10 protein-coding genes are annotated in these 13,942 nt (G+C 66.8%); 9 read left to right on the plus strand and 1 reads right to left on the minus strand.

The window, feature by feature from the left end:
• The first annotated feature begins 7 nt into the window (after positions 1-7).
• The 9 genes from H074_RS04425 (at position 8) to H074_RS04465 (ending at position 12,368) form a co-directional block, all read left to right on the plus strand.
• Positions 8-961, plus strand: coding sequence for a Ppx/GppA phosphatase family protein (locus tag H074_RS04425; protein WP_007028817.1), 954 nt, complete (start codon positions 8-10; stop codon positions 959-961).
• Between the two features lie 257 nt (positions 962-1,218).
• Positions 1,219-2,835: a peptide ABC transporter substrate-binding protein gene (locus tag H074_RS04430; RefSeq protein ID WP_039921543.1), complete on the plus strand. Its 1,617-nt coding sequence runs from the start codon at positions 1,219-1,221 to the stop codon at positions 2,833-2,835.
• 87 nt (positions 2,836-2,922) lie between these two features.
• Positions 2,923-3,849, plus strand: coding sequence for an ABC transporter permease (locus tag H074_RS04435; protein WP_007028819.1), 927 nt, complete (start codon positions 2,923-2,925; stop codon positions 3,847-3,849).
• Positions 3,842-4,795, plus strand: coding sequence for an ABC transporter permease (locus H074_RS04440; RefSeq protein ID WP_039921447.1), 954 nt, complete (start codon positions 3,842-3,844; stop codon positions 4,793-4,795). Before H074_RS04435 ends, H074_RS04440 begins: the two co-directional genes overlap by 8 nt.
• A gap of 6 nt (positions 4,796-4,801) precedes the next feature.
• Positions 4,802-5,794: an ABC transporter ATP-binding protein gene (locus H074_RS04445; RefSeq protein ID WP_038508287.1), complete on the plus strand. Its 993-nt coding sequence runs from the start codon at positions 4,802-4,804 to the stop codon at positions 5,792-5,794.
• The gene (locus tag H074_RS04450; RefSeq protein ID WP_007028822.1) at positions 5,787-6,785 is read left to right on the plus strand and encodes an ABC transporter ATP-binding protein; all 999 of its coding nucleotides are present in this window, start codon (positions 5,787-5,789) and stop codon (positions 6,783-6,785) included. The genes H074_RS04445 and H074_RS04450 overlap by 8 nt, the downstream gene beginning before the upstream one ends.
• Before the next feature lie 76 nt (positions 6,786-6,861).
• A complete protein-coding gene (locus H074_RS04455; RefSeq protein WP_039921449.1) occupies positions 6,862-8,580 on the plus strand; it encodes a S8 family peptidase in 1,719 nt (572 codons plus the stop codon).
• Positions 8,581-9,090: 510 nt separating this feature from the next.
• On the plus strand, positions 9,091-11,424 hold the full coding sequence (locus H074_RS04460; RefSeq protein WP_007028824.1) for a hypothetical protein: 2,334 nt from the start codon (positions 9,091-9,093) through the stop codon (positions 11,422-11,424).
• The gene (locus H074_RS04465) at positions 11,421-12,368 is read left to right on the plus strand and encodes a class I SAM-dependent methyltransferase (RefSeq protein ID WP_007028825.1); all 948 of its coding nucleotides are present in this window, start codon (positions 11,421-11,423) and stop codon (positions 12,366-12,368) included. Before H074_RS04460 ends, H074_RS04465 begins: the two co-directional genes overlap by 4 nt.
• A gap of 65 nt (positions 12,369-12,433) precedes the next feature.
• Here H074_RS04465 and H074_RS04470 read toward each other — a convergent pair whose 3' ends face one another.
• Positions 12,434-13,930 carry a S10 family peptidase gene (locus tag H074_RS04470; RefSeq protein WP_007028826.1) on the minus strand — a complete coding sequence of 499 codons (1,497 nt, stop codon included), beginning with the start codon at positions 13,928-13,930 and terminating at the stop codon, positions 12,434-12,436.
• Positions 13,931-13,942: the final 12 nt, after the last annotated feature.

Here is a 13,942-nt window from a genome sequence, read left to right on the forward strand (position 1 = left end):
TGAACGTATGCCTCGTGTTGCCGCGATCGACTGTGGGACCAACTCCATCCGCCTGCTCGTCGCCGAGCTGACCTCCCGCCACGACGGGACGGTCGACCTGCGCGATCTGCACCGCGAGATGCGGATCGTCCGCCTCGGCCAGGGGGTGGACGCCACCGGCAAGCTGGCCCCCGAGGCGCTCGAACGCACCCGTAAGGCGCTGGCCGACTACGCGATCGCCGCGCGCCGCAAGGGCGTGGAGAAGGTCCGCATGGTCGCGACGTCCGCGACTCGTGACGCGAGCAACCGCGACGAGTTCTTCGCGATGACGCGTGAGGTGCTCGGCACCGAGGCCGAAGTCATCAGCGGGGACGAAGAGGCGCGGCTGTCCTTCACCGGTGCTGTCGGTGAGCAGGATCCCGACGACGGCCCCTTCGTGGTGGTCGACGTCGGCGGCGGCTCGACCGAACTCGTGGTCGGGACCTGGGACGGCCGTCAGGCCGAGGTCATCGCGGCCAAGTCGGTCGACATCGGCTGTGTGCGGATCACCGAACGCGCGTTGAAGTCCGACCCGCCGACCGCGGCCGAGATCGCCGAAGCCCGTGAGCTGGCCGCCAAGGTGCTCACCGAGGCCTTCGATGTCGTTGACGTGTCCACCGCCAAGACGTGGATCGGTGTCGCCGGGACGGTCACGACCCTGACGGCCGTGGCGCAGGGCCTGTCGGAGTACGACTCCGAGCGCACCCACCTCTCGAAGCTCTCCCACGCCGACATCGACCGTGTCGCGCAGTCGCTCCTGACGGCCGACCACGCGACCCGTGCCGCCAACCCGGTGATCCACCCGGGCCGGGTCGACGTGATCGGCGGCGGTTCGGTGATCGTGCAGGTGCTGGCCGAGCAGTTCGCCACGCGCGGTGGTCCCGGCGAGCTGGTGATCTCCGAGCACGACATCCTCGACGGGATCGCCTTGTCCTTGGCGTGACAGCCGGGTTTTCTCTTACGTGAAGCCATTTCTTTAGGTGATCAAGCGGTGACCTCCAGTCCGGATTGGGCCGTTCGGCGCAGCATGGTTCCTACTAACGTTGTGCTCTGACCGGGTGGTCCGGAAGACCGTCACACATTTGCAACACCAACGCACTGTGATCGTCTTCACCTGTCCCATAGCGTCGTCTCACCTTCTGGACGGTGGGGCGCGACCAGCGCTCGCCGGACTATCCGACGACGAGAGTTGGAGTGGACATGCGGGCTTCACGCGGGTTCTGGGGAGCGACGGCGGTGGTGGCCACGGCGGCCCTGCTGCTGACGGCCTGTGGAGGTGGTGGGTCCGGTGAGAACAAGGGATCCGGCGCCGTCGACGCCAACGCGTCGGTTTCGGTCTACGGCACCGAGCCGGAGAACTCGCTGATTCCCGCCAACACCAACGAGCTCGGTGGGTCCAAGGCCCTCAAGCCGGTCTTCTCGGCGCTGGTCGGCTACAAATCCGACACCGCCGAGCCGTACAACCTGATGGCCGAATCGATCACCACGACCGATTCGAAGGTCTTCGACATCAAGATCAAAAAGGGCTGGAAGTTCCACGACGGGACCGAGGTCAAGGCCAAGAACTTCGTCGACGCCTGGAACTACAGCGCGAACGGCAAGAACGGCATGCAGAACGCGTCGTTCTTCGAGCAGATCCAGGGCTACGACGAGATCAGCGCCAAGGAACCCGCCGTCAAGGAGATGTCCGGGCTCAAGGTCGTGAACGACTACGAGTTCCAGGTCACCCTCAAGGGACCGTTCTCCGTGTTCGCCACCAAGATCGGCTACCTCGCCTTCGCGCCGCTGCCGGACAAGTTCTTCGCCGACCCGGAGGCGTTCGCCAAGGCCCCGATCGGAAACGGACCGCTGAAGTTCGTTTCGCGCACACCCAACCAGAACATGAAGCTCACGCGGTTCGACGAGTACCAGGGCGAGGACAAGGTCAAGTTCAAGGACCTGGAAGTCCGCATCTACACCAGCCAGGAGACCGCCTACCAGGACCTGCTGAGCAACCGCCTCGACTTCATGGAGGCGCTGCCGCCGGCGGCGAAGGCCGGTGGCAAGTACAAGACCGACCTCGGTGAGCGTCTGGTCGAAGGAAAGCTGCTCGGCATCAGCGCGCTCGCGCTCCCGTACTACGTCCCGGGTTACAACAACCTGGACCTTCGCAAGGCGATCTCGCTGGCCATCGACCGCGAGCAGATCGTCAAGACCGTCATGAACGACACCTACACACCCGCCGACGGCTACGTGTCGCGCGGTATCGAAGGGTACCGGCCCGGCGTCTGCGAGTTCTGCAAGTTCGACCCGGCGAAGGCCAAGGAGTTCTTCGCGAAGTCCGGCTACACCGGCAAGCTGACGATCGCGTCGAACGCCGACGGTGGCCGCAAGGAGCCGCTGGTCGCGGCGTGCAACAGCATCAAGAACGCGCTCGGCGTCGAATGCGACTTCGTGCCGGCGACCGACTTCGGGCAGTGGCGCAGCATCGTCAACAACCGCCAGCTGACCGGCATGGGCCGCTCCGACTGGTCCGCCGACTACCCGTCGATCGAGAACTACCTGAACCCGCGCTACAAGAGCACCGGTTCGTCGAACGACTCCACGTACAACAACCCGGCCGTCGACGCGCTGCTGACCCAGGCGGACCAGACCGCCGACAAGGCGGCCGCGATCAAGCTGTACCAGCAGGCCGAGGACCTCATCGCGAAGGATCTGCCGCAGATCCCCGTGTGGGAAGAGAAGGGTGTCGGCGGCAAGTCGAACCGGCTCAAGGTCGCGAAGCTCGACTTCGGTCGTCTCGCGGACTACTCGTCCATCGAGGTCGCGGCGAAGTAATCGCGTGGTCGTGCCGGCCGGGAGCGCACCGCTCCCGGCCGGCCGGACCCCCGGCTCCCACCACGCGATCCCCAGGACGGCACGCCCATGCCCCAGTACATCCTCCGACGCCTACTCCAACTCATCCCGGTCTTCTTCGGTACGACGTTCCTCATCTACGCCCTCGTGTGGGCGGTTCCCGGTGACCCGTTCGCCGGCAAATGCGGTCAGGTCGCCTGCCCGCCCGCCTACATCGAGATGATGACGGAGAAGTTCAACCTCGACGATTCGATCTTCGTCCAGTACTTCAAATACCTCGGCAACCTGTTCACCGGCGACTGGGGCGAGACCTTCAACGGTGTCTCGGTCGGCGAGCTGATCGGGAACGCCTATCCGGTGACCGTCCGGCTCGCCCTCATCGCGGTGGCCATCGAAGCGATCATCGGACTGTCCGCCGGCATTCTGACCGGCCTGCGCGGCAAGGGTTTCCTCGACAACCTCGTGCTGATGTCCACCACGTTCCTGATCTCGATCCCGGTGTTCGTCACCGCGATCGTGCTCCAGATCGTCCTCGGTTCGGAACTGGGCATCATCGACGCGAGCGTCTCCGAGGACGCAACAGTCGGCGAATTGATCGTGCCCGGAATCGCGCTCGGCAGTCTTTCCATGGCCTACATCGCCCGGTTGACCAGAACGAGCATCGCCGAGAACCGGCACGCCGACTACGTCCGCACGGCCGTCGCCAAAGGGCAGCCGCGCAGCCGGGTCGTCGGCGTGCACCTGCTCCGGAACTCGGTGATCCCGGTGCTGACCTTCATCGGCACCGACATCGGCGCGCTCATGGGCGGTGCCATCGTCACCGAAGGCGTGTTCAACATCAACGGCATCGGCGGGCTCATCTTCCGCGGTATCCAGAACCGGGAGGGCGCCACCGTCACCGGCGTCGTCGTCCTGCTGGTGATGGTCTACCTGCTGGTGAGTCTCATCGTCGACCTGCTCTACGCCGTTCTCGACCCGAGGATCCGTTATGACTGACCCCAATGTGGCCGGCGGCGTGTCCTCCGTGGACGTCGCGAGCGCCGGCGTCGCCGACGATTCCGCGGAGGCGCACAAGCCGCGCAGCCTCGGCGGCGACGCCTGGCGGATGTTGCGCAAGCGGCCGTCGTTCATCATCTCCGCCGTGATCATCGCGCTCGTCGTGCTCATCGCGATCGCGCCCGACCTGTTCAGTTCCCGGCCCGCCGGGTTCAGCGATCTGCTCCACGCCAACGAAGGACCGTCCGCGGACGCCTGGTTCGGGTATGACAACCAGGGTTACGACGTCTACGCGCGGACCATCCACGGCGCGCGGGCGTCGTTGCTGGTCGGTGTCTTCGCGACGGTGCTGACGATCATCATCGGCTCGGTGGTCGGGATCATCGCCGGGTACTACGGACGCCTCGTCGACAGCCTGTTCTCGCGGGTGGGAGACATCTTCGCGGCGCTGCCGTTCGTGCTCGGCGCGATCGTCATCCTGACCACGTTCAACGCACCCGGCTCGAACCCCGGCGTGGTCACCATCATCGTGCAGGTGGTCGTTTCGATCGCCGCGCTGAGCTGGCCGGTGGCGATGCGCATCATGCGGTCGGCGACGCTGGTGGCCAAACAGCTCGACTACGTCAAGGCCGCGCGCGGCCTCGGTGCGAGCACGCCGCGCATCGTGTTCCGGCATCTGCTGCCCAACACGGTCGCGCCGGTGCTGGTCTACGGGACCATCGCGCTCGGCGCGTTCATCGGCGCGGAAGCGACGCTGGCGTATCTCGGTGTCGGTGTGCGGCCACCGGTCGTCTCGTGGGGCGTGATGATCAGCGACGCGCGGGACTACTTCCGGGTGAACCCGCACATGTTGTTGTTCCCCGCCGGGTTCGTCACCATCACCGTGCTCGCGTTCGTCATGCTCGGCGACGGGATCCGCGACGCACTCGACCCGAAGGCCCGGTGATCGGCCGTGACCGACGAATTGCTGCTCGAGGTGGAAGACCTCCACGTCGAATTCCGCACGTCCGATGGCGTCGCGACCGTGCTCAACGGGGTCGACTACTCCGTGCACGCCGGGGAAACCCTCGCGGTGCTGGGAGAATCGGGTTCCGGCAAGAGCGTGACAGCGCAGACGGTGATGGGCATCCTCGACAGCCCTCCCGCCGTCGTCACCGGCGGTGCCGTCCGCTACCGCGGCGAGGATCTGCTCACCGCCACCGAAGAACGGCGGCGTGAGGTGCGGGGCGGGGAGATCGCGATGATCTTCCAGGACGCGCTCTCCGCGCTGAATCCCGTGTTCACCGTGGGATTCCAGATCGAGGAGCAGCTGCGGGTCCGGCTCGGCATGTCCAAAAAGGACGCGCGCAAGCGGGCGATCGAGCTGCTCGACATCGTGCGCATCCCCGCCGCCGCCCGCCGGGTCCGCGAGTATCCGCACCAGTTCTCGGGCGGGATGCGGCAGCGCGCGATGATCGCCATGTCGCTCGCGCTCGACCCGGATCTGCTGATCGCGGACGAGCCGACGACCGCGCTCGACGTCACCGTGCAGGCGCAGATCATGGACCTGCTGGCGGAGATCCAGGCCGAACGGCGGATGGGGCTGATCCTGATCACCCACGACCTGGCGGTGGTCGCCGAGGTCGCCGACCGGATCGCCGTGATGTACGCGGGCCGGATCGTCGAACAGGCCGACGTCACCGAGTTGTTCCGTTCGCCGGGGCATCCCTACACCGAGGCGCTGATGGCCTCGCTGCCGCGGCTCGACCTCAAAGGACAGACGCTGGAGACCATCAAGGGCCTGCCGCCGAGCCTGCTGAACGTCCCGCCCGGCTGCCCGTTCCACCCGCGCTGCCCACGGGCGGAAAGCCGGTGCGAGACCGAGCGGCCGGCCCTGCACAGCCTCGGCTTCGGCCGGGTCAGCGCCTGCCACTTCGCCGACGAGGTGGTGAGCGGTCGTGTCTGAGCCCATTCTGCGGGTCGAGAACCTGGTGAAGTACTTCCCGGTGCGGGCCGGGATCCTCTTCAAACGCACCATCGGGCACGTGAAGGCCGTCGACGGGGTCTCCTTCGACCTGATGCCGGGGGAAACGCTGGGCGTCGTGGGGGAGTCCGGTTGCGGCAAGTCCACTTTGGCCCAGGTGCTGATGCGGCTGGAGGAACCCACGGGCGGGCTCGCGACCTTCGAAGGCCGCGACATCTTCGCGTTGCGGGGAGCCGAACTGAGGAAGCTGCGGCGCGAGATCCAGATCGTGCTGCAGGATCCGTACACCTCGCTGAACCCGAGGATGACGGTCGGTGACATCATCGGTGAACCCTTCGAAATCCACACCGAGGTGGCGCCGAAGGGATCGCGGGCGGCGAAGGTGCGTGAGCTGCTCGACGTCGTCGGGCTGAATCCCGAGCACATCAACCGCTATCCGCACCAGTTCTCCGGTGGGCAGCGTCAGCGCATCGGGATCGCGCGGGCGCTGGCGTTGCGGCCGAAGGTGATCATCTGCGACGAACCGGTTTCCGCGCTGGACGTTTCGATCCAGGCGCAGGTGATGAACCTGCTCGGCGAACTGCAGAAGGAATTCGGCCTTTCCTACGTTTTCATCGCACATGACCTGTCCGTTGTTCGTCACCTTTCCACACGGGTCGCGGTGATGTATCTGGGCAAGATCGTGGAAATGGGAACGGAAGAGGAGATCTACGAACACCCGTCGCATCCCTACACGCAGGCGCTGCTGTCCGCGGTGCCGGTCGCGGATCCGGCGCTGCGCGGGCAGCGGCAGGTGATCCGGCTGGAAGGTGACGTGCCGAGCCCGCTGGATCCGCCGTCGGGCTGCCGGTTCCGCACCCGGTGCTGGAAGGCCGAGGACATTTGCGCGGATCAGGAACCCGAATTGATCACGCGGGCGGGCGGGCATTTGTCGGCCTGCCATTTCGCGGAGGAGAAAACAGTCGTCCCCTGACTTTCGTAGGGACTTCGTTGATAAGAGGAGATCGCTGACGTAGTTTGCACGAATCGTTTTCTTCAGGAGGCAGGAAGTGAAAAAGCCCAGATCTCTCGTGATCGCGCTCGCGGTACCGCTGTTCGGTGCGATCGTGGCCGCGCCGACGGCTTCCGCGCAGCCGCAGCTCTCGGGTGCCACGACGGAATTCTCCGTCCTGGCCCGTGAAGGTCAAAGTGTCGCTTCGGTGGAAAGGGCGATCCGTGCCGCCGGTGGCACCGTCGTGACGAGCAACGCCGCGGTCGGCCTGATCACCGCGACCGCGCCCGCCGAAGGTTTCGCCGAACGGGTTTCCGCCGATCGGTCGGTTTTCGGCACGGCCAAAGCGAAGCCGATCGGCACCGCGCCGAAGGACGGCAAGGCGACGGCCAAGCCGAACGTCGTCGAGAAGGAGAGCCGGGGCGCCAAGTCGGCCAAGAAACCGGCGTCGTCGCAGTCCGTCGGCATGGACCCGCTCGACGACCAGCTCTGGGGTCTCAAGTCGGTCCGCTCGGACCTCTCGCGCACCAAACAGCCCGGCGACAAGCGGGTGAAGGTCGGCATCATCGACACCGGTGTCGACGCGAGCCACCCGGACATCGCGCCGAACTTCGACCGCGCGGCGTCGCGGAACTTCACGAAGGACATCGTCGCCGACGTCAACGGCGCCGTCGTTGACGGTCCGTGCGAATACCGCGGCTGCGTGGACCCGGTGGACCACGACGACAACGGGCACGGCACGCACGTCGCCGGCACCATCGGCGCCGCCGCGAACGGCTTCGGCGTCTCGGGTGTCGCGCCGAACGTGACCCTGGTGAACATCCGTGCCGGGCAGGACTCGGGCTTCTTCTTCCTGCAGCCGACCGTGGACGCGATCACCTACGCCGGCGACGCCGGTGTGGACGTCGTCAACATGTCCTTCTTCACGGATCCCTGGTTGTACAACTGCGCCGCGAACCCCGCGGACACCCCGGCACAGCAGGCGGAGCAGCGCACCATCATCGAGGCGACGACCCGGGCGTTGAACTACGCGCACCGCAAGGGCGTCACCCAGGTCGTCTCGCTGGGCAACCAGCACAGCGACCTCGCCGCGCCGCAGCCGGACGCGTCGAGCCCGGGCTACCCGTCGAACAGCACGCACCCGAGGCAGATCGACAACAGCTGCCTTTCGCTGCCCATCGAGGGTCCGCACACGATCGGTGTCTCGTCCTTCGGCCCGTCGCAGGCGAAGGCGGACTACTCGAATTACGGCGTCGAGCAGATCTCGGTCTCCGCTCCCGGCGGCTACTTCCGTGACTACTTCGGCACCCCGTGGTACCGCACGGTTGAGAACGAGATCCTCTCGGCGTACCCGCGCAACGTCGGCGTCGCGGAAGGCATGATCGATGAGGCCGGGAACATCACGCCCGACGGTGTCGCCGCCGGTGTCCAGAAGGCGACCGCCGCCGACGGCCGCGTCGGCTACTACCAGTGGCTGCAGGGAACGTCGATGGCGTCGCCGCACGCGACGGGTGTCGCGGCGCTCATCGTTTCGCAGTACGGCAAGGGTTCGCGCGACTTCGGGATGAACCCGGACGCGGTGCAGCGGGTGCTCGAAGGCACGGCTTCGGACATCGCCTGCCCGACGCCGCGGACCGTCGACTACCTGGACGAAGGCCGGGACGCGTCGTTCACCGCGACCTGTACCGGTGACGCTTCGTTCAACGGCTTCTACGGCCATGGGGCCGTCGACGCCTGGTCGGCCGTGACCCACGGTTCGCAGTACCTGCGAGGCTGATCCTCGGGCCTCGGCCGAATCGGCACAGACCGGACGAATCCGCACCACCCCCACGCAGGGTGGTGCGGATTCGTCTTTTTCGCGGCCGCTCTCCGAAACGAGCGGATACCCATCTGTAACGTCACCCGATCGGGTGACGATGCGAAGAGTGATCGGGGTAGCCGTGACGCTCCCGGCCGTGGGCCCAGACTTCTATTGGGGGGTTTCGTGACAGTCGATAACTATGCGGTTTCTGCTCACCTGAGACTCGAGCAGGTCGCTCGGCGAATCGCCGATCGATCCTGCTCCGTGGTCTCGTTCGACATTTTCGATACGATTCTTTGGCGCCGGACTCCGCGTCCGGCGGACGTGTTCGGGCTGGTGGCGGCTCGCCTGCGAGCAGCCGGGAAATGTCCGGAATGGATTTCGGACGCCGCTTTTCGCCGCCTGCGCGTTGCGGCTGAAAGCAATTCGCGAACAGGGCAGGAAGCACTGGGAAGCGAAGTTTCGCTCTTCGGGATTTGGCGGGCCATGCCGCTTTCGTTGTTTCCCGATGCCACCCTCGACGAACTCGTCCAGGCCGAGGTCGACGCGGAACGTGAGCTCACCGAGGTCGACCTCGACATCGCCGAGGTCATCCGGCTGGCGAAGGACAACGACATCCCGATCGTCCTGGTCTCCGACACCTACTTCACCGAAGAGCAGCTAGGACACCTGCTCGACCGGCCCGAGCTGGAGGCGCTCAAGGGCGCCCGGATCTTCCGGTCCCATGAGCACGGCGTGGACAAGGCGTCCGGACTGTGGGACGTCGTCCTGTCGGACCTCGGCCGCAGGCCGGAGCAGGTACTCCACGTCGGCGACAACCCGGTCGCAGACGTGGAGGTGCCGGGTGAACTCGGCATCCGGACGGTGCACTACGAACGAGCCGATGAGGGCCTGGTCAGGTTGCTCGAACGGGAAGGGGAACCGCAGGACCCGTTCGGGCCGTATTCCCCCGATCTCGATCCTGCCCACGGAGACTTCGGGATCACCAGTCTCCGCGCGAAGACCTTGCAGGCGCACACGCCCGGCGGCGCTTCGTCGACCCGCTTCGCCTGGAGGTATGGGGCTTCGGTCACCGGTCCGGTGATGACCGGGTTCGCGGAGTGGGTCGCCCGCAAGGCGCACGAGGCGGGTACACCGGTGGTGTGGTGCCCGATGCGTGAGGGCGAGCTCCTGGCCGAACTGGTCGAGAACGCCGCTCGGGCGCGCGGCTGGGACGTCACGGCGAAGCCGGTGTGGTTGTCCCGGCAGGTCACCTCGATCGCCGCGCTGGACAGCGCCGACCGGCACTCGATCCACGAGTTCGTCCGGAAACGTCATCAGCTGACGGTCCGGCAGCTGCTGGAGATGCTGCACCTGCGGGTCGGTGACGTACCGCATCTCGCGCAGGACCTCGACACGGTCTTGGACAACGATGACATCGTCGGCCGCCTCGCCGTCGCGCTGACCGAAACGCCGCATCTGGTGAACCGGCTCGCTGTCACCGCGACGGCCGCGCGGGAGCGGTTGATCCGGTCGTTGCGTGAGGTGGGCGCCTTGGATCGCCCCGATCTCACCCTCGTGGATCTCGGCTGGGGCGGCACCATCCAGCTCCAGCTCGCCAGGGTGCTGCGGCTGGCCGGGATCGACATCGCCCCCGCTGGTCTCTACCTGGCCACCGACGACAGGTCGGAGAAGGTGCTGCTCGCGGGTCTGCGCGCGGAGGGCTTCCTCGGCCAGGCAGGGCATCCGCAGGAGGTCGTCGGGGCGATCGTGCGGAGCCCGGAGGTCCTCGAGCAATCGGTGAACGCACTGTGCGGTTCGCTCATCGACTTCACGGACGACGGGACACCGGTACTCGGCGTCGCCGCCGGAAGCGACGCGCAGAACGCCGAGCGCTCCGCCATCCAGGACGGCATCCGAGCCTTCCAGAACCAGTGGAACCGCTACGTGGCCGCGTCGGACGGTGCCTGGCCGACCTTGACCGGCATCGGTCGCGACAGGCTGGCGAACATCCTGGTCTCCGCGTTGAAACTGCCGACCGCCGAAGAGGCTTCGGTGTTCGGGAACTGGGAGCACGAAGACAACTTCGGCTCCGACATGGTCACCCGTGTCCTGCCGGAAGACCTCGTCCCGGCAGTGCCGTATTTGTCGCCGAGCGACCTCGACGATCTGGGGATGCGGGACTCGTTCTGGCCCGCGCTCCTCGCGGCGTCCGATCCGCATCTGGGCGCGGCCGCCCGTGCCGTGCGTACCGGTGTCATCGATCCGGCGATGTTCGAACCGGCGGGCGAGCCTTCCGCGACTTCGGTGCGGTTCCGCACCACCGAGGGCGAGTGGTTCGATGGCGCCGACCGCCGTGTGCGAATCAACCACAACGGACTGTCGTTCGCGCGGATGGACGTCCAGGCGGTCGACGTCGAGGAGATCGCGCTGGCGGTGCCTGGCAGGCCCGCGCTCGTGCGCGTCGACTGGATCGAGGCCAGGGTCATCGCGGGCGGACGGCCCCAGTCGCTGGTCTGGACCACGACCGAAGACTTCTCCAGACTGCACTACGAGGACTGCACCTGGCTCGGTGCCAACATGGTCGAGTTCCATTCGCCGCTCGCCGCGATCTGGCTGCCGCTGGCGGCCCGCGCCGGAGCGCCGGTGAGCTCGTTCCAACTGACCGTCGCGTTCGCGATGCTGCCTCGTTCGCGTTCCGGGCTCGGCCACCGCATGCCCGCCGCCGGTCGCACACAGCGGCTGTCGGCGAAGGTGCGCGACGAGTTGCGTGAGCACGGCCCGGCCGGCCTCGCCGTCGGCGCCGCTCGGGTCGCGGTGAGAAAGCTGAGGAATCGGTGACGGACTTCGCCGTCGGGACGAGGGAAGACCCGCACGCACAGACGAGGGAAGCCCGGAACGCGCCGGTGCTGCTGCACTCGATGTCGGTTTTCCGGGAGATCTTCGAGGTCGTCTTCGCCCGGCGTGAAATCCGCACGGTCGTGGAGGTCGGTGTCGAATCCGGGCAGGTCAGCGGAATCTACGCGGAACTCGGCGCGTCGAAGGTCTATTGCGTCGACCCCGCTCCCACCGAACGAGTGCGGGAGACGGTGAAAGCCCATGACGCGCTGCACCTCGTCACCGTGCCTTCGCCGGAGGTGCTGCCACAGTTGCCGGTCGCCGATCTCTACGTGCTCGACGGCGATCACAACTACGCCGTGGTCGAACGGGAACTGGCCTGGATCCTAAAACACGCCCCGGACTCCGTCGTCGCGATGCACGACGTCCTCTGGCCGTGGGGCAGGCGGGATCTGTACTACGAACCGTCCGCGCTGGCCGCGCAAGACCGGCATCCGGCGAGCGAGGACGGGCCGACGGTCTGGCACGACGACCTCACGCCCGCGGGGTTCGTCGGTCTGGGCGCCTTCACCGTCGCCCGGCGCGCCGGCGGTGAGCGGAACGGCGTTTTGACAGCCGTCGAAGACGTGCTGGCCGCGCATCCGGAATGGCGGTTCGAACTCGTGCCCGCCGTCTTCGGGATGGGAATCCTGTACCGGGCGGCGACGGATCCCGACGACGCGCTCCAGCGCGCGCTGCGGCCGTACACGTCGTCGAACTTGTTGGCCGCCATGGAGAATAACCGGATCGCGTTGTACACCCGGGTACTGCAGATGCAGTTCGAGGCGGCGGCGCAGGTGGGTCACCTCGATGAGCTGGCGAGCACTGTCGCCGCGCAGCGGCGTGAGATCGACCGGCTCACCGCGGAATTGCACCGGGCGTGGGCTGTGCTCCGGTCCGGGCACTAGCCGCTGTCGTGAGTGGTAAGGACGGTTCTAACCGTCCTTACCACTCACGAGGACCAGGGATCGGGTTACTTCCCCGAGGCGGCCTTGATGAACTTCGCCAGGTCCTTCGCCTGCCGCACCCGCGACTCCTCGTGCACGTACATCATGTGCCCGGCCGGGTAGTACGCCGTGTCGATGTTCTCCCGCAGCTCCTCGGGAATCTGAAGCCGCGCGAGAACGTGCTCCGAAGCGAAGTACGGCGTCGCGCCATCGTAGTGACCGAAGGCGACGTGCACCCGAAGGTGCGGGTTCGCCCGCATGGCCGAGGCGAGCGAGTCCACGGAGGACACCGAGCGCCCCTCGAAGTCGGAGTACGACCAGGCTTTGAAGACGTCAGTCGACAGGATCTCGTACGGCAGGTCGTTCTCGTAGCCGAGTTCGGCGCGCACGTAGTGGTTGAGCCCGCCCGTGTAGGCGCCGATGATCCGCGAGATCGACGGATCGTCGCTCATGTGCTCGCGGCCGCCGTCGGGTTCCCAGGTGGTGAACCGGCCATCCATCCGGCCGACGACGAGACCCTTGTCCCGCAGCAGCTCGGTGAAGTACCGAACGTGTTCGATCCGCAGGTTGACCCGGTCCACATAGGACTCGCTCAGTCCGGTCAGTGAAGCGAGAGTCGCCACCGCTTCGGTGCGGTCCTGTGTGGACAGACGGGCACCGCGCGCGAGGGCCCAGGGGAGTTCCTTGGCCGCGAAGTCCTCGGCGTCCGCGAGGACGTCGTCGAGCGGACGGTCACCGTGGAGTCCGTGGTAGTGCGCGATGGCCGCGTACGTCGGCACGTAGAGCGAGTACGGCAGGTCGTTGCCTTCGGTGAACCGCAGGGTGCCCAGGTCCAGCACCGAGGAGATCAGCAGGAGCCCGTTCAGGTACATCCCGTGGCGTTCCTGCAGATGCGACGCCAGCCCGGCCGCGCGAAGCGTGCCGTACGACTCGCCGGCGAGGAACTTCGGCGAAAGCCAGCGCTTTTCGCGCGACACCCATAGCCGGATGACCTCGCCGATGGACTCGATGTCGGCGGTGAACCCGTGGTAATCCTTGGCCTTCTCGCCGTCCACCGCGCGCGAGTAGCCGGTCGACACCGGGTCGATGAACACCAGGTCGCTGTGCGCCAGCAGGGTTTCCTGGTTGTCGGTCAGCCCGTAGGGCGGCGCGACCGGGTCGTCGACATCGCCGGACAGCACGCGGCGCGGGCCGAGCAGGCCCATGTGCAGCCAGACGCTCGCCGAGCCGGGACCGCCGTTGAACGCGAAGGTGACCGGGCGCGTGCCGGGTTCCGCGTCGTCGAGCGTGTAGGCGGTCACGAACACCTCGGCCTTGGCCTTGTGGCCTTCGGACTTCCCGTCGGTGACGACCTCCTTCCGCAGCACGATCCGCCCGGTCCGGGCGGTGTAGGCGAGCTTGCGCCGCTTGAGCGTCAGCGTGTGCTTCGTGGTGACCAGGTCGTCGGTCGGCTCGACCTTGGTTTCCACCGACGGGGTGTCCTTCTCGTCGGTGGCCTTCGAATCGGGATTGGTGTCCGGCATGGTCCCAACTTA

Source organism: Amycolatopsis decaplanina DSM 44594 (genome assembly GCF_000342005.1).
GTDB classification, from domain to species: Bacteria; Actinomycetota; Actinomycetes; order Mycobacteriales; family Pseudonocardiaceae; genus Amycolatopsis; species Amycolatopsis decaplanina.